We start from the raw sequence: 15,853 nt of genomic DNA, 5'->3' as shown, positions 1-15,853 counted from the left end.
TCGGCGGCCAGGCTCGGCGGTCTAGCCGAGGAACCGCTCGCGATAGTCCCGGTACCGTTCGGCCAGGGCGACCGGATCGAGATGCAGGTCCGCCGCGTCGTAGACGACGCCCCCGTAGCGTCCGCGTGGGTGTTCGGTGAGGAAGTCGCTCATCGCCGCGCGTACATCGTCGCCGAAGGGCTGATCGGCAAGCCGGTAGATGTCGGCCAGGGTGGCCCGCTCGTCGGCCATGAAGTCGTCGAATCGGACGTCGATGGATTGCCCGGCGGGCAGCGCATCGCGATCGCGGATGCACCCGTCGAGCAGGTCGTCGATGCGGTTCAGCCAGTGTCGGGTCAACTTCGCCACATCAGGACGGGTCACCGCCATCCGCGTCGCGTAGCAGATCATGGTCATCATCGACAGCGTCACCTCGACCGGATCGCGATGGGTGACAACGAAAGTGGCGTCCGGGAAGGTGGCGGCCAGCGTCGGGAACTGTTCCAGATGCTGCGGCGATTTCAGCACCCAGCGAGTGCCGCCGCGCAGCCACTGCATCGCCTGCAGGCTGCGCTTGACGTACGCGTAGGACGCCGACTGGTCGTGCGCCTTGTAGTGAGCGGCGAAACTCGGCACGTAATAAGTGGTTTCGAACAGCATGCCGGAGATGTCATTGGCCAGGAGCTGGATCTCCTCATGTGCGTGCTCGACGGTCATGTCGTGCATCCGCCGGAACTCGGGCATCGAGGTGTTCACCAGTTCCAGTCCGGCGCCGCACCGCTCCCGACGCGGTTCCGGCGTGTTCTCGCCGGGCCCGGGAACCGGTTCGAGGCTCTCCCAGTACGGCAGATAGCGCAATGCCGGGTCGGCAGCGAGCAGATTGTGCAGATGCGTGGTGCCGGTGCGGGGGAGACCGCAGATGATGATCGGCCGTTCGATCGCGATGTCCTCGATCTCGGGATGGTCGGCGATCAACGCCTCCAGCCGCAACCGGTTGACCAGGTTCCCGACCAATTGCTCGAACGCGATCGCCAATCCGGTATCGCTCAGCCCCGCCTCGTCGCGGAGCGACGTACAGAGCACGTCGAGACGTTCCCGGAACGCCGGGTCGCCGAAATCGTCCAATCCGGACCGTTCGGTTGCCGCCGCGAGCAGCACCTCAGGGCTCAGCTCCAGGCTCGCGCCGTAGGCAGCCAACCCATCGCGGATCGGTTGGGCCGCCGGGGGATATACCGGATCGGCCAGGTCGTCGAACCGGATCGGTGCCGGCCGCTGCATGCTGGTGGTCACAGGGTCGCTACCTCGGCCACGTCGACCACCCGGCACTGCGGGTGCGCCGGGGTCTCCTCGGGTAAGAACCAGCGCAGCCAGATGAGGCCCTTGGACCGGCCGGCCGTGGACACCCAGTTCGGGTGGCCGGGGTCCTTGTCGCTGATGACGATCCGCCACGACCCGTCCGGTTCGTAGGCGACGTGGGCGCCGTTGATCGTGACGCGCTCGTGGGTGTAGTCGTAGGTGTGCAGGAACGGATTCCACAGGCACAGGTTCCAGAACACGCAGTCGGGTGAGGTGCCCTCGATGACCAGCGCCTGATCCGGCGCGAGATCGTAGGAACCCATCGCATAGGCCGCGTCCGCCGCAGACCACCCGTAGGCGTTCTGGGGGACAGGGAACGGCGGGTGCAGCTGGTTGGCCGGCTCCACCTTGGTCGGCAGGAACGAAACCTGTTCGCGCAGCCAGTTTCTGGCGTACTGGAAGCGGCGGGCCAGCTCCGCGGCGCTGTCGGAGCGCCGGGCCGGCGGGTTGACCGCCTCAATTCGCCACTCCGGCCGGCGATCGGTGGCCGGATCGTTGAGATAGTCACGGGTCAGGGCGAATTCGGTATCAGGGTCGAGTTTGAGCCAGGCGCCCGGATGCGGGTCCGGGCTCATGATGAACTCGAAGTTGCCGTCCTCGTCGAACTCCAGGTCACGGTTGTTGATGGTGCCGACGATGCGGTCGCTGTAGCGGCCTTCGCCGGGTCCGCCGTAGACCGTCATCGACAGGTACACCGCATCGCCGCGGTTGCCGGTGACGCGGTAGGTGCGGCCCGGGTCCAGTGGGGCGAGCTGATAGAACGCGTCGGAGTTGTCGCCACCCCATTTGAGATAGGGGCTGATGACGTCGACCAGGATCGGCTTGTCGCGATCACCCCACACATACGCATCGACGGCGACGCGCAGCACGCTGAATGCCAGCCGGTAGCCGTCGAGCAGATCGGGCTCACTGAGGGCGGGGTCGGCGTTGAGCAGCTTCTGCTCGATGCCGCGCACCTCGTCGAGCAGGCCGTTGAACGCTGCGGACAGCTCGGTCGTGTCGGTCAAGGTTGGTCCTTCCTTTGGGGGTGGGTACGTCTGGCTCCATCGATCAGCAAGGAGCACAGTCGATCTGCGGTGTCGTCGACATCGATGTCCGGTTCCATGTGGGCGGTGTAGAACGCCGTGCCGATCAACGCCTGGTAGACCATGTCGACGTCGACACCGGGTTGGACCCGGCCCTGCTCCACGCCGGAGGCGACCAGGGAGCGGAACGCGTCCTTGGTTCGCTCATCGAGAAGCTGTTGGGTCCGGATGTGTAGTTCTGGGTCGCGGCGGCGTTCGGTGAGGATGCCGAGTGCGGCGGCCTCGACCACCGGGTCACACCAGAAAGTCAGCACCCCGCGGGCGAAGGCGCGCAAGTCGGTCTCGAAATCTCCTGACATCGAGAGCAGTTCGCCGCCGGGCGGTTGCTCGAACGCGGCGTCGAAGACCAGGTGGGCTTTCGACGGCCACCGCCGGTAGATGGTGGGGCGGCTGACGCCGGCCTCGCGGGCGATGGCCTCGATGGACAGCTGGTCGTAGCCGTCGCGCGCCAGCAGGTCACGCGTGGCGCTCATGATGTCGCGCTGGGTCTGGGGGTCACGCGGCCGTCCCGGGCCTGTGAGCGAGGACACACCGTTAAATTACGATGTGTAACGTAATTGAGTCAAGAGGTGATTTGGCGCATCGACCCGGCGGAGAGGTCCCGCGGTCGGTCAGGTGCCCTGGTCGATCAGGTCGAACACCATCACGGCGTGCGAAAACCGTTGTGGGGTAACGCCTACCGGGCCATACGGATGGTCGAGCATGAAGACGAGGAAGAGTAGCAACGCGAGCAGCACGGTGACGGTGCTGACCAAGATCATGTGGGCGCGGTTGTTCTCGAGCCGCATGAAGCTCGCCAGCGTGATCAGCACCAGGCTGCCGAAGATCAGGGCACTCCACAACAGGACAGGTATCCGTGGACTCGAATTGAGGATGCGCGCACTGCGGTCCGACGTCAGTGTGGCCAGTTGGCTGAGGAACTGACTGTTGATCGGGGCGGCGGTTGAGTCCGATTTGGCAGTACCGACGATGCGGTACATCTCGGTGAGCGCGTGCCGACCGTTGTTGCTGATGGGGCCGAATTCTTCCTTGCCCCATTCGGGACCTTGTACCGCGGCCGCGTATGCGCGCAGTTGCTCACGCACCTGGGTCTGTTCCGGCTGTGGCATGGCCACCGTTTGGCGGTACATGGTTACCAGCGTCGAGGCTTCGTTGGACACGTTCGTCTGGGCGGAGAGGTACTGCTGCCATCCGACGACCACGGTGAAGCCGAGGAGCGCGCCGTAGACCAGGCCGACGACGGTGAGGAACGGCGACAGGACCGAGTTGTGCTCTGGCCGCGTGTCACGCGCGATGACGCGGCTGGCCAGCAGCACGCTGCCGATGGCCAGCAGCACAGCGCCGATGACCACCACGGCGAGCAGGAACCAGGTTCCGAACAACCCAAAGTCGCCCATAGTTGACAAAGGATGCCAGCAAACTTCTCGGTGCGGAGGCGGATCGTGCGGTTTTGACGCACGATGCGGATCAGATCATCTGCAGTGCCGCCAGGCAGAGATCGGTCGAGACGAAGGCGTTGGCGGGCTTGATGCGCTTGTGGGCCACACCGCCCAGGCGTCGCTCTGAGAAGATGATGCGACCGTCCGGGCTGAAACCGATCTCCAGTTCGGTCGCCACGCCGGTTGCGCTGAGCAGAGGGTGTTCCCACACCATGGTGCGGTACTCCGCATTCGGGCCGCTGTCGAAGATCAGATCCCAGTCCTTCTCGTTGGCGCGTTCTCGGACCAGGTCCAGAATCTCGTAGTGCATGGTGGCTCTCCTCATGATCATTTTCGTTCGGTGTTGCGGAGACGCGATGTGCTGTAGGGATATCGATTCGCCCCCTCAGCATCGTTCAATCGGGATAAGTGGTCTGTCCGTCGATCGGGCAGTGGCCCGGACCAACTCCGGATCCGCCGATCGGGGGACCCCGGCGGATGAAAATGGTCGCTGCTCCTCGATCTGCGACCATTTCGTCGGGGAGATGAAGGTCGCGCCCGAAGCGACGAACGGTATCTACAGAATCCAATCGGCCTGCGCATCGACGGGATTGCCGTCGAACGTGGCAGGCAGGAGTTCTGCCGCGAGTGCCATTTCGAACAAGGCGCTGAAGTTGTCCCACCTGTGAGGGCTCGCGAGAAGCTGTGATGGGGCTTCCGAGGCAGGCGCACCGGGGGTCGAATGACAGCGAAGTCGACTGCGGTAGTTCAGTATTCGAGTGCGTAGCCGTAGCTCTCGGATTTGTCGTGCGCACCTCCGGTCGGACAACTGCCCTGCTTGTCGAAGCCTCCGAAGAACATCGTGTAGCAGTGGCGGCACCAGCGCCAATTGTCCTGCGCCCCAGTGCCCTCCCACACTCCCGATCGATTGAGATACTCCCCGAGTTGGTCCGCCCTCTGGAGGAAGAAGCTCAAACCGGCAGCTTCATGGCCGCCTCCCTCACTGCAGTGGCCCTTGTGTTGACCCTCTTCCCAGAACAATCCAAAGCACTTGCCGCAGAAGCGCCAATTCCAAAACAAGTGGTCCATGCCAACCTCCGGATCTGCCGAACCGCGCGCCGCGACTCTCGGCACCTGACGATAGATATGAGATGGCTGCCGGCCATGAGTAGTCGACTACTCGAATCGGCCGACCTCACGGCCGTGGAGTTGAGCGTGGCCACGGTATCTCGACGTCCAGCTCAAGAAGTCCGAGCCCGCTCGTACTCGGCGGCACTGGAGACGGCGAGGGCTACGGCACCGGCGACGGCCGCGGTGAAGGCGATGGCCACCAGCCAGCCGTACCCCGGTCGCGAAACGTCGCCCAGCAGAACCACGCCCACGATCCCGGGGACCACGGTTTCGCCGACCACCAACGCCGCTGCGACGCCGTTCACCGAGCCGACCTGCAGCGCCACGGTGAACAGGTAGAACCCGCCGAGGCCGGCGACCAGGATGGCCCACAGCGCGGGGTCGGCGAGCAACACCGCCACGTTCAGGGGCTCGAGGCCGTCGACGACGCGCACCGCGACTGCCATCGCCCCGTAGAGCACCCCGGCGATCAGGCCCGCGGGCACGGCAGCCTTCTTCCCGAGCAGCCGGACCAGCGCGGCGCCCAGGCCCAGAATGATGGCCGACACCACGAGGACACCCCAATGCATGATCGCGCCGGGATCGCGCTCGCCCAGGCGGCCGGCGGTGGCCCCCAGGATGCACAGTGACACAAGGACTATCGCGATCGCGGTCCAGTCGCGCCGATGCAGCCGGACGTGGAGCACAAAGATGCTCAACACCGCGGTGACCACGAGGTTGGCGCTGATGATGGTCTGCGACAAGAAGAGGGGGATCAACCGGGCCGATACCAGGCTGCCCGCGAAACCGAGAAGGTCGAGCGCGATGCCGACGATGAAGACCGGTGCCAGCATCGCGATGATCGTCGACCGCAAGGTGGGTCCGCTGTCCGCGGTGTCGGCTGCGGCGCCGGAACGTCCCGCGGCATACGACTGCAGAACCGAGGCTGTGCCGTAACCGGCGCATGCGAACAGCGCGGCGGCCACGCCGATCAGCACTGCGAACCGCCTGACATCAGGCGATTGTAGGAGCGCGAGCGGTCTGGCTCGGTGAGCCGGCGCTGTTTTCTACCGCAGGGTCGTCGTTGTGCTCGCGCGGCAGCCCTTGCGTGGAATCGGTGTGGCGGCGATCCGCGCCGGACCTTTCAACGGTCCAGCCCCCTCGACAGTAGGGTGGGCGAGTGGCCGAGATCGCGCCGCTGCGCGTGCAGCTGATCGCCAAGACGGAATTCCAGGCACCGCCTGACGTGCCGTGGAGCACCGACGCCGAGGGTGGCCCCGCGCTCACCGAGTTCGCCGGCCGGGCCTGCTATCAGAGTTGGTCCAAGCCCAACCCCAAGACGGCGACGAACGAGGGTTACATCCGCCACATCATCGACGTCGGGCACTTCTCCGTGCTCGAGCACGCCTCGGTATCCTTCTACATCACCGGTATCTCGCGGTCGGCCACCCACGAGCTCATCCGGCACCGGCATTTCTCCTACTCACAGCTCTCGCAGCGCTACGTACCCGAGAACGACGCCGAGGTGGTGGTGCCGCCCGGGTTCGAGGACGACCCGGAACTGGTGGAGATCTTCACCGCGGCCGCCGACGCGAGCCGCGCCACCTACACCGAGCTGCTGGCCCGGCTGGAGGCCAAGTTCGCTGATCAACCCAACGCCGTCCTACGGCGCAAGCAGGCCCGGCAGGCTGCCCGGGCGGTGCTGCCCAACGCCACCGAGACGCGCATCGTGGTCAGCGGCAACTACCGGGCCTGGCGCCATTTCATCGCGATGCGGGCCAGCGAGCACGCCGACGTGGAGATCCGCAGGCTGGCGATCGCCTGCCTGCGCGAGCTCGTCGACGCGGCGCCCGCGGTGTTCTCTGATTTCGAGATTTACACGTTGGCCGATGGTAGTGAGGTGGCAACGTCTCCCTTGGCCACGGAGGCTTGACGGAGTGGCCCGGGTACACGGCCACGGAGGCTTGAGACCACCGGGTAATCTTGGCGCGTGAGTACGAGCGGAATCGATGTAACAGCGCAGTTGGGCACGGTGTTGACCGCAATGGCGACGCCGTTCAAGCCCGACGGCTCGCTCGATCTCGACACCGCCGCCCGCTTGGCGAATCGCCTGGTCGATGCCGGATGTGACGGGCTGGTGCTGTCGGGCACCACCGGCGAATCGCCGACCACCACCGACGACGAGAAGCTGGCGCTGCTGCGCACCGTGCTGGAGGCCGTGGGGGACCGGGCCCGCATCGTCGCCGGCGCCGGCAGCTACGACACCGCCCACAGCGTGCACCTGGCCAAGGCCTGCGCCGCCGAGGGTGCTCACGGCCTGCTCGTGGTGACGCCGTACTACTCACGGCCCCCGCAGGCCGGGCTGGTCGCCCACTTCACCGCGGTGGCTGACGCCACCGAGCTGCCGAACCTGCTCTATGACATCCCGCCGCGGTCGTCGATCCCGATCGCCTGGGAGACCATCCGTGCCCTGGCGTCGCACCCGAACATCGTGGGCGTCAAGGACGCCAAGGGTGATCTGCACGGTGGCGGCCAGATCATCGCCGAGACCGGGCTGGTGTACTACTCGGGCGACGACGCCTTGAACCTGCCCTGGCTGGCCATGGGTGCCGTCGGCTTTGTCAGTGTCTGGGGGCACCTGGCTGCCGGTCAGCTGCGAGACATGTTGACGGCGTTCAACTCTGGCGACATCGCCACGGCCCGCAAGATCAACGTCTCGCTGGCCCCGCTGGCTGCCGCCCAGGCCCGCCTCGGTGGGGTGACCATGTCCAAGGAGGGGCTGCGGTTGCAGGGATTCGAAGCGGGTCAGCCACGGCTGCCGCAGATTCCGGCATCTCCGTCTGAGATCGAGGCGTTGGCAGTCGATATGCGCGCGGCAGCGGTGTTGCGATAGTGACCACCGAACTCGCGCCTCCCAAGCCCCTGGCCCCCGGCGGTCTGCGAGTTACCGCGCTGGGCGGAATCAGCGAGATCGGCCGCAACATGACGGTCTTCGAGCACCTGGGCAGATTGCTCATCGTGGACTGCGGGGTGCTGTTCCCGGGGCATGACGAACCCGGGGTGGACCTGATCCTGCCGGATCTGCGCCACGTCGAGGACCGGCTCGACGATGTGGAAGCCCTCGTCGTCACCCACGCCCACGAGGACCACATCGGGGCCATCCCGTTCCTGCTCAAGTTGCGCCCCGATATCCCGGTGGTCGGCTCCAAGTTCACCATCGCGCTGATCCGGGAGAAGTGCCGCGAACACCGCATCAAGCCGGTGTGCGTCGAGGTCGCCGAACGGCAGAGCAGCCAGCACGGCGTCTTCGAATGCGAGTACTTCGCGGTCAACCACTCGATCCCGGGATGTCTGGCCGTGGCCATCCACACCGGCGCCGGCACCGTGTTGCACACCGGGGACATCAAGCTCGACCAGCAGCCGCTCGACGGCCGCCCGACCGACCTGCCGGGTATGTCGCGGCTCGGTGACGCTGGTGTGGACCTGTTCCTGTGTGACTCGACCAATTCCGAACACCCGGGCGTCAGCCCGTCGGAGAGTGAGGTCGGCCCGACGCTGCACCGGCTGATCCGCGGGGCCGAGGGCCGGGTGATCGTCGCCTGCTTCGCCTCGAACGTCGATCGCGTACAACAGATCGTCGACGCCGCGGTGGCGCTCGGCCGCCGGGTCTCGTTCGTCGGACGTTCGATGGTGCGCAACATGGGCATCGCCCGCGAGCTGGGCTACCTGCGCGTCGCCGATTCCGACATCCTCGACATCGGCGCGGCCGAGATGATGCCGGCCGAGAAGGTCGTGCTGATCACCACCGGCACCCAGGGTGAGCCGATGGCAGCGCTGTCACGGATGTCGCGTGGCGAGCATCGCAGCATCACGCTGACCGCGGGTGATCTGATCATCCTGTCCTCGTCGCTCATCCCGGGCAATGAGGAGGCGGTCTACGGCGTCATCGACGCACTGGCCAAGATCGGTGCCCGCGTGGTCACCAATGCCCAAGCACGCGTACACGTTTCGGGCCATGCCTACGCGGGTGAGCTGCTGTTCCTCTACAACGGGGTGCGTCCCCGCAATGTGATGCCGGTGCACGGCACCTGGCGGCACATGCGCGCCAATGCCGCGCTGGCTGCCAGCACCGGGGTCCCGCCGGAGAACATCGTGCTCGCCGAGAACGGTGTCAGTGTGGATCTGGTGGCCGGCAAGGCCTCGATCTCCGGTGCGGTGACCGTGGGCAAGATGTTCGTCGATGGGTTGATCACTGGGGACGTCGGCGACGCCACGCTCGGCGAACGCCTCATCCTGTCTTCGGGTTTCGTGGCGGTGACGGTGGTGGTCCACCGCGAGACCGGGAAGCCCGCCGCCCCGGCCCACCTGCACTCCCGCGGATTCTCCGAAGATCCCAAGGCACTGGAGCCGGTGGCCCGAAATGTCGAGCGCGAGCTGGAAAGCCTTGCCGCCGATAACGTCACGGACCCGACCCGCATCGCCCAGGCAGTCCGGCGCACCGTCGGCAAGTGGGTGGGCGAGACCTACCGCCGCCAGCCGATGATCGTTCCGACCGTCATCGAGATCTAGTCGAACTGGTGCACCGGGCGCGCCGCTGCGGCCGTTGGATTGGGTCGGTGAGCCGCCCGCACCCCAGGTGCCATTCGAGCCTCGCCGTCCGATCCGCCGTTGAACACGGTGGACGAAGTGAAGCGTGCACTGCTGTATCCGCATCTGATCCGTATACCTGTTGATTGTGGTCGAACGGACTTGTGGTTGAGGTCAGCACGCCGAGCCTGGAGTCAGCCGGCCAATAGCAGGGTCCCGCCCGTGAGCAGGGCGACGACCTTGATGAGCTCGAAGCCGACGTAGTAGTAGTGCGCGTGTGAGCGGCCCGCGGCCTCTTCACCCGGGGCAACGGCCAGCACGGCGTCGGAACGCTGAGTCAACTTGGGCCGCACCGCAATGAGTTGCACGACCAGCGCCACGATGGCCACCGCGAGCGTCGCGACGATGGCAGTCGACGGGCGTTGCACCGCCAGGATCACGACAACGATCGCCGCAAAGACGGTTTCGACCGAGTTCAGCGCGCGAAAAACCTTGCGCCCGATGCCGAGTCCGATCTGCAGCGTCACGCCCGGGGCGCGGAATTTCAGCGGCGCCTCGATGAACGAGATCGCCAGCACCATGCCCAGCCAGCAGAAAGCGACCGCTACCGCGACGGCCAGACCGGCGTTCATCACTTGTCTCCTTTCGGGCCCAGGTGGGCCACGCACAGATCCGGTTCGACGAATGCGTCGAGCCGCTCCACGGCAACGGGTGCCTGCCAGCTCTCCAATGCCCCCTGCATCAAACCCAGGTGGATCGGGCACACCACCGAGGCGCGGATCTGGGCCAGTTCGAGAAATGGGCAATGGCGCAACCGCAGTCGGCCATCGTCGGGCGGCTCCGGAGCGAAGCCGATGTCGTCGAGCATCCGCACCAGGGCGTCAGTAGGGGAGGCCGACGGCTGTGGCAGCGTGCGTCCCCAGGCCCGGCCCATTTCGGCGGCCTTGGCGGCGGGATCGTCATCGGTGGCCAACCCGTTGGCGAGGATCTCGGCAAGCATCCGGTAGTGCGTCGGCCCGGTCGGGTCCATCTGGCGCACGGCCCGGTACAGCTGCGGTGGACGCCCGGGTGTGTGCTGGTGCGGTTGCACACGTTCGACCTGCCCGCTTTCCTCCAGGTGCTCGAGGTGAAACCGCACTGTGTTGGTGTGGACCTCGAGTCTGGCGGCGATCTGCGCGATGGTCATGGGCGTCGGGGAGACCTTCAACGTGCTCAGCACGTCGGCCCGGCGCTTCCCGACCGCGGTGATCATGGATAGAGTTTATACAACTTGGGGTTGTAGAAACTAGGGCGACCTCGCCAAGGGTCGGGAAGGGGATCTGTCCGATGGTTGAAGACCTGTCGGGCCACGACGATGTCGAGCTGCTGCTGTGGCGTTTCTACGGCAAGGCGCTTTCCGATCCGGTGCTCGCCGAGCCGTTCGCCGAGTTGCGGGCGAAAGGGCTGCGCTCCCACCTGCCCGTGATGTGCGACTTTTGGGAGACCGTGCTGTTCCGGGCGGGGCTCTACCAGGGCAGCGCCCTGATCGTGCACCGAGAGCTGCACGCCCGTCATCCGTTGTCGGCGGAACACTTCGTGCGCTGGTTGACCCTGTGGACCGAGACGGTCGACGAGTTGTTCAAGGGTCCGTATGCCGAGCGGGCCAAGCTTCAGGCCGGGCGCATCGCCAAGGCCATGCACCGCAGGCTGGCCGGCAGCGACGCCGCCGAGCTCGACGCTCTGGTTGCCTGCTAAGTCTTTTCGGCGTAGGCGGTCCATTCCACCTGTGAAGCGGTCAGGTTCCGCCCGGACGGCGAAATGTAGTGCTCGGTGAGGTAGTCGGGACCGGCCTGCTCGATCAACCGCCAGCCGTAGGGCTCGATGAACGCCGCCACTTGGTCCGGGGTCAGGCCGAACTGCCACAGCCGGCTGCGGACCCGGAAACGGCGATACAACGATTCGGCCCCATAACGGTTGGTGCCGTCGATGAAATCGCCGCGGACATACGTGAACGCCAACCGGCTGCCCGGTGCCGCCGAACGAAGGAACTCGAATGTCGATCGGACACCGTCGGCGCTCAGATACTGTGTGACGCCTTCCCAGATGAAAAAGGTGCGGTGTGCACTGAGGTGACCGTGCCTGGCGAGTTCGGCTGCCAGGTCATCCTTTTCGAAATCCACCGGCACCAGGTGCACCGACTCGGGCACGGTTCCCAGTGCGCTGCGCACCACCGAGTGTTTGCGCTCGATGTTGCTCGGCAGGTCCACTTCGAACACCGGGACGGCGCTGTGCCGGGCCAGTCGGTAGCCCTTGGTGTCCAGGCCCGCGCCCAGAATCACCACGGCATCGATGTTCGGCAGTGCCTGGGTGAGCTTGTCGCCGATGTAGCGCTTGCGGCAGGTCAGGTTCGCCCACAGGCCCGGGCCCGAGCGTTCGGTCGCCTGGATCAGGAGTCTGCGGGCGACAGACCAGCGTGTGGTCCGGGTGAACGCGCGCAGCCCGGCCGGCAGGAACGACAACGCCAGATCGTCGTCGACCAACCGGCGTTGCACTGGTTCGTACTGTTCGACCGCGGCCAGCACCATCGGGCCGACTGCGGTCGCGGCGACTGATTCGGTCATCGCTTGTTGACGATGCCAGCATCCACCGGAAGTGTCACGCCGGTGATGTAGCGGGCTTGATCGGACACCAGCCACGCCACTGCGTTGGCGATATCCTCGGCCTGCACCACCTGGACCGGCAGGGCATTGCTGAAATCCGTTGGCGCCTTGAGCTCCTCGGAGATGTGACGCAGCCAGTCCCGGGTGAACTCGTTGTTGATCATCGGGGTATCGACGCCGGTGGGATGGATCGAGTTGACCCGGATGCTGTGGGGAGCCAGGAAATTGGCGTAGGCCCGCATCAGGCCGACCACCCCGTGCTTGGCGGCGGTGTAGCCGAGTGAACCGCGGTCGCCGCCGCCCACACCCATCAGGCCGGCCGCCGAACTGATCAGCACGATCGATCCGCCATCGCCCTGAGCAACCATGGTCGGGATCGCGGCCTCGACCGTGTGGTGTACCCCGGTCAGGTTCACGTCGATGACGTCGCGCCACCCGTCGGGCCCCGACTGCATCGGGGCGATCCCGGCGTTGGCGACGACGATGTCTAGCCGGCCGAGCTGGTCGACTCCGGTCTGCAGGACCGCCCGCAGCGCCTCCTCATCGCGGACATCGGCCTGCCGGGCCACGATCCTGGCCCCCGCTTCTTCGACGAGCTTGACCGTGGCGGCCAGATCGTCAGGGGTGGCCAGCGGGTAGGGAACCGAGTCGATCTGTTCGCACAGATCGATCGCGATGATGTCGGCCCCGTCAGCGGCCAGGCGCAGGGCCTCGGCCCGCCCCTGGCCGCGTGCGGCGCCGGTGATGAACGCGACCTTCCCGGCCAGGGGAGCGGAGGTGGACATCAGGCTCGCAGCTGGCCCTTGGCCGGGTCACCCGCGACGACGGGCTGCAACATCTTGATATCGGGGGCGCCGTCGAGCAGTTCCCCGATGGTCCCGAACAGGGCTCCGATCGCCGGTGCGGTGCTGTGGGCCTTGAGCGCGTCGGCGTCGGCCCACTGCTCGACGAACACGAAGGTGCCATCGGTCTCGTGCAGCGAATACAGCTGGCAGCCCGGCTCGTCGTGTACTGCAGCAACGGCATTTGTGCAGGCCTCGCGCACGGTATCGACGGACTCGGGCTTGGCCTTCATGGTGGCGACGACGACAACAGGCATGGGTGGAGAACTCCTCGATGAGTGCCGAAACTGGACGAGTGTCCACCCTAGGCCAAAACGGCCCGATTCGGTTCGTATAGCTAAGTGTCATTTGATACCGTCTTGTGACCCGTGTGGCAGATGGTGATTATGGGGCATATGCGACTAGGCTTGCGGTCATGGCTAACAAGACCGCCGGCCGATCCGGAGCGCGTTCGAGCAGGTCAAACGCCAGCTCGCGGAGTGGCTCGCGGCGTCAGTCGCCGGCCCGCCCGGCTCGTCCGGCCGAGATGAAGCCGTGGCGCTCGCATTGCTCGGCGTCGCGGTCGTCGTGGCCGCCAGCTCCTGGTTCCACGCAGCCGGCCCGGTGGGCCAGTGGATCGACACCGCGGTGCGCACCTTGATCGGCGGCCCGGTGGTACTGGTGCCCGTCATCCTCGGCGCCATCGCCGTCGTGCTGATGCGCACCGAGCCCGACCCGGAGTCGCGCCCCCGGCTGATCCTGGGGTCGGCCATGATCGCGCTGCCGATGCTCGGCCTGTGGCACCTGTGGTCGGGCTCGCCCCAGGACCCCATCGCCCGCCAGCACGCCGCCGGATTCATCGGCTTCGCCATCGGCGGGCCGCTTTCGGACGGACTGACCCAGTGGATCGCCGCGCCGCTGTTGTTCATGGGCGTGCTGTTCGGCCTGCTGCTGGTCACCGGGACGACGATTCGCGAGGTGCCATCGACGCTGCGGACGATGTTCAGCACCCGGGTGTTCCGCGACGATGACTACGACGACGAATACGACGGGGACTACGCCGACGAGTACGAGGACGACGACGCCTACGACGATCTGTCAGACGGCTACTACGACGACGACACCTCGCGCGGCGACACACCGGCCCAGGCCTGGCCGACGCCGGCCATCGAGGCACCCAAGGCGCCCACCGGCACCCCGATGGACAACTACCCGCTGTCGGAGGACGCCCCGACCATCCCCGAGCCCGCGGTCAAGCCGCGCCGCAAGAAGGCCGAGAGCAAGCCGAAGACCGACGACACCCTGGTGATGGACCGGGTGGTCGAGGGTCCCTACACGCTGCCCCCGCTGGATCTGCTGATCGCCGGCGATCCGCCGAAGCTGCGTACCGCCGCCAACGATCAGATGACCGACGCCATCACCTCGGTCCTCGAGCAGTTCAAGGTCGACGCCGCCGTCACCGGGTGCACCCGTGGGCCGACCGTCACGCGTTACGAGGTCGAACTCGGCCCCGGCGTCAAGGTCGAGAAGATCACCGCGCTGCACCGCAACATCGCCTACGCGGTGGCCACCGAGAGCGTCCGCATGCTCGCTCCGATCCCCGGCAAGTCCGCCGTCGGCATCGAGGTGCCCAACACCGACCGAGAGATGGTCCGGCTCTCGGACGTGCTCACCGCGCCGTCGACGCGCCGCGACCACCACCCGTTGGTGATCGGCCTGGGCAAGGACATCGAAGGCGACTTCGTCTCGGCCAACCTGGCCAAGATGCCGCACCTGCTGGTGGCCGGCTCCACCGGCTCCGGTAAGTCCAGCTTCGTCAATTCGATGCTGGTGTCGCTCCTGGCGCGGGCCACCCCCGAGGAGGTCAGGATGATCCTGATCGACCCCAAGATGGTGGAACTCACGCCGTATGAAGGCATTCCGCACCTCATCACGCCCATCATCACCGAGCCCAAGAAGGCCGCCGCCGCGCTGGCGTGGTTGGTCGAGGAGATGGAGCAGCGCTACCAGGACATGAAGGCGTCCCGGGTGCGTCACATCGACGTGTTCAACGAGAAGGTGCGTTCGGGCGAGATCAGCACGCCGCTGGGCAGCGAGCGGGTCTACAAGCCCTACCCCTACATCCTGGCCATCGTCGACGAGCTCGCCGACCTCATGATGACCGCGCCGCGTGACGTCGAGGACGCCATCGTGCGCATCACGCAGAAGGCCCGCGCCGCCGGCATCCACCTGGTGCTGGCCACGCAGCGACCGTCGGTGGACGTCGTCACCGGTCTGATCAAGACCAACGTGCCGTCCCGGCTGGCGTTCGCCACCTCGTCACTGACCGACAGCCGCGTCATCCTCGACCAGCCCGGCGCCGAGAAGCTGATCGGTATGGGCGATGGCCTGTTCCTGCCGATGGGTGCCAACAAGCCGCTGCGTATGCAGGGCGCGTTCATCACCGACGAGGAGATCCACGCCGTCGTCGAGGCCACCAAGTCGCAGGCCGAACCCGAGTTCGTCGAGGGCGTCACCGCGGCCAAGGCCGGTGAGCGCAAGGACGTCGACCCGGACATCGGCGACGACATGGACGTGTTCCTGCAGGCCGTCGAGCTCGTGGTGTCCTCGCAATTCGGGTCCACCTCGATGCTGCAGCGCAAGCTTCGCGTCGGCTTCGCCAAGGCCGGCCGCCTGATGGACCTGATGGAAACCCGCGGCATCGTCGGCCCGTCGGAAGGTTCGAAGGCGCGCGAGGTGCTCGTCAAGCCCGACGAACTGGCCGGCACCTTGATGTTGATCCGCGGCGGGGCCGACGCCAACGGCGCCGACGCCGACGATGATCCGGACGAGTTCTGAACCCGTGATTTGTGGAGTTT

General features: G+C 66.3%; 16 protein-coding genes and 1 pseudogene. 5 read left to right on the top strand and 12 right to left on the bottom strand.

The annotated features are described in order from the left end of the window. Positions 1-21: 21 nt before the first annotated feature. The 7 genes from BN2156_RS08940 to BN2156_RS08910 form a co-directional block, all read right to left on the bottom strand. Positions 22-1,269 carry a sulfotransferase family protein gene (locus BN2156_RS08940; RefSeq protein ID WP_090512525.1) on the bottom strand — a complete coding sequence of 416 codons (1,248 nt, stop codon included), beginning with the start codon at positions 1,267-1,269 and terminating at the stop codon, positions 22-24. Continuing rightward, the gene (locus BN2156_RS08935; RefSeq protein ID WP_090512522.1) at positions 1,266-2,342 is read right to left on the bottom strand and encodes a DUF1214 domain-containing protein; all 1,077 of its coding nucleotides are present in this window, start codon (positions 2,340-2,342) and stop codon (positions 1,266-1,268) included. The genes BN2156_RS08940 and BN2156_RS08935 overlap by 4 nt, the downstream gene beginning before the upstream one ends. After that, positions 2,339-2,950, bottom strand: a complete 612-nt coding sequence (locus BN2156_RS08930; RefSeq protein WP_090512519.1) for a TetR/AcrR family transcriptional regulator — start codon at positions 2,948-2,950, stop codon at positions 2,339-2,341. The genes BN2156_RS08935 and BN2156_RS08930 overlap by 4 nt, the downstream gene beginning before the upstream one ends. Before the next feature lie 81 nt (positions 2,951-3,031). Next, positions 3,032-3,817: a bestrophin-like domain gene (locus tag BN2156_RS08925; protein ID WP_090512517.1), complete on the bottom strand. Its 786-nt coding sequence runs from the start codon at positions 3,815-3,817 to the stop codon at positions 3,032-3,034. Between the two features lie 70 nt (positions 3,818-3,887). After that, positions 3,888-4,169, bottom strand: a complete 282-nt coding sequence (locus tag BN2156_RS08920; protein WP_090512514.1) for a hypothetical protein — start codon at positions 4,167-4,169, stop codon at positions 3,888-3,890. Positions 4,170-4,606: 437 nt separating this feature from the next. Continuing rightward, positions 4,607-4,813 (bottom strand): hypothetical protein, encoded by a 207-nt coding sequence (locus BN2156_RS30540; RefSeq protein WP_131725147.1) that lies wholly within the window; start codon positions 4,811-4,813, stop codon positions 4,607-4,609. A gap of 266 nt (positions 4,814-5,079) precedes the next feature. Next, a complete protein-coding gene (locus BN2156_RS08910) occupies positions 5,080-5,946 on the bottom strand; it encodes a DMT family transporter (protein ID WP_090512510.1) in 867 nt (288 codons plus the stop codon). A gap of 182 nt (positions 5,947-6,128) precedes the next feature. Here BN2156_RS08910 and thyX point away from each other — a divergent pair, with 182 nt between their 5' ends. The 3 genes from thyX to BN2156_RS08895 all read left to right on the top strand — a co-directional run bounded on the left by thyX (position 6,129) and on the right by BN2156_RS08895 (position 9,517). Next, positions 6,129-6,881: an FAD-dependent thymidylate synthase gene (thyX, locus tag BN2156_RS08905; protein WP_090512507.1), complete on the top strand. Its 753-nt coding sequence runs from the start codon at positions 6,129-6,131 to the stop codon at positions 6,879-6,881. A gap of 111 nt (positions 6,882-6,992) precedes the next feature. Then, positions 6,993-7,841 (top strand): 4-hydroxy-tetrahydrodipicolinate synthase, encoded by an 849-nt coding sequence (dapA, locus tag BN2156_RS08900; protein ID WP_235625350.1) that lies wholly within the window; start codon positions 6,993-6,995, stop codon positions 7,839-7,841. Beyond that, on the top strand, positions 7,841-9,517 hold the full coding sequence (locus BN2156_RS08895) for a ribonuclease J (protein WP_090512502.1): 1,677 nt from the start codon (positions 7,841-7,843) through the stop codon (positions 9,515-9,517). Before dapA ends, BN2156_RS08895 begins: the two co-directional genes overlap by 1 nt. A 212-nt stretch (positions 9,518-9,729) precedes the next feature. Here BN2156_RS08895 and BN2156_RS08890 read toward each other — a convergent pair whose 3' ends face one another. Then, positions 9,730-10,167: a hypothetical protein gene (locus tag BN2156_RS08890; protein WP_090512499.1), complete on the bottom strand. Its 438-nt coding sequence runs from the start codon at positions 10,165-10,167 to the stop codon at positions 9,730-9,732. Then, positions 10,167-10,787, bottom strand: coding sequence for a helix-turn-helix transcriptional regulator (locus BN2156_RS08885; protein ID WP_090512495.1), 621 nt, complete (start codon positions 10,785-10,787; stop codon positions 10,167-10,169). The genes BN2156_RS08890 and BN2156_RS08885 overlap by 1 nt, the downstream gene beginning before the upstream one ends. Positions 10,788-10,861: 74 nt before the next feature. Here BN2156_RS08885 and BN2156_RS08880 point away from each other — a divergent pair, with 74 nt between their 5' ends. After that, positions 10,862-11,269, top strand: a complete 408-nt coding sequence (locus BN2156_RS08880; RefSeq protein ID WP_090512491.1) for a group III truncated hemoglobin — start codon at positions 10,862-10,864, stop codon at positions 11,267-11,269. On the opposite strand, the gene BN2156_RS08875 is transcribed toward BN2156_RS08880, so the two are convergent. The 3 genes from BN2156_RS08875 to BN2156_RS08865 are packed head-to-tail and all read right to left on the bottom strand — an operon-like array spanning position 11,266 to position 13,273. Beyond that, a complete protein-coding gene (locus BN2156_RS08875) occupies positions 11,266-12,135 on the bottom strand; it encodes an SAM-dependent methyltransferase (RefSeq protein ID WP_090512489.1) in 870 nt (289 codons plus the stop codon). The two genes, BN2156_RS08880 and BN2156_RS08875, sit on opposite strands and share 4 nt — an antisense overlap. Next, a complete protein-coding gene (locus tag BN2156_RS08870) occupies positions 12,132-12,959 on the bottom strand; it encodes a mycofactocin-coupled SDR family oxidoreductase (protein WP_090512485.1) in 828 nt (275 codons plus the stop codon). The genes BN2156_RS08875 and BN2156_RS08870 overlap by 4 nt, the downstream gene beginning before the upstream one ends. Then, positions 12,959-13,273, bottom strand: coding sequence for a putative quinol monooxygenase (locus BN2156_RS08865; protein ID WP_090512483.1), 315 nt, complete (start codon positions 13,271-13,273; stop codon positions 12,959-12,961). Before BN2156_RS08865 ends, BN2156_RS08870 begins: the two co-directional genes overlap by 1 nt. A 158-nt stretch (positions 13,274-13,431) precedes the next feature. On the opposite strand from BN2156_RS08865, the pseudogene BN2156_RS08860 reads away from it, so the two are divergent. After that, positions 13,432-15,833 (top strand): annotated as a pseudogene (locus BN2156_RS08860) (DNA translocase FtsK). Positions 15,834-15,853: the final 20 nt, after the last annotated feature.

It is taken from the genome of Mycolicibacterium neworleansense, from assembly GCF_001245615.1.
Lineage (GTDB): Bacteria > Actinomycetota > Actinomycetes > Mycobacteriales > Mycobacteriaceae > Mycobacterium > Mycobacterium neworleansense.
This window is presented reverse-complemented; position numbering and strand designations above follow the sequence as displayed.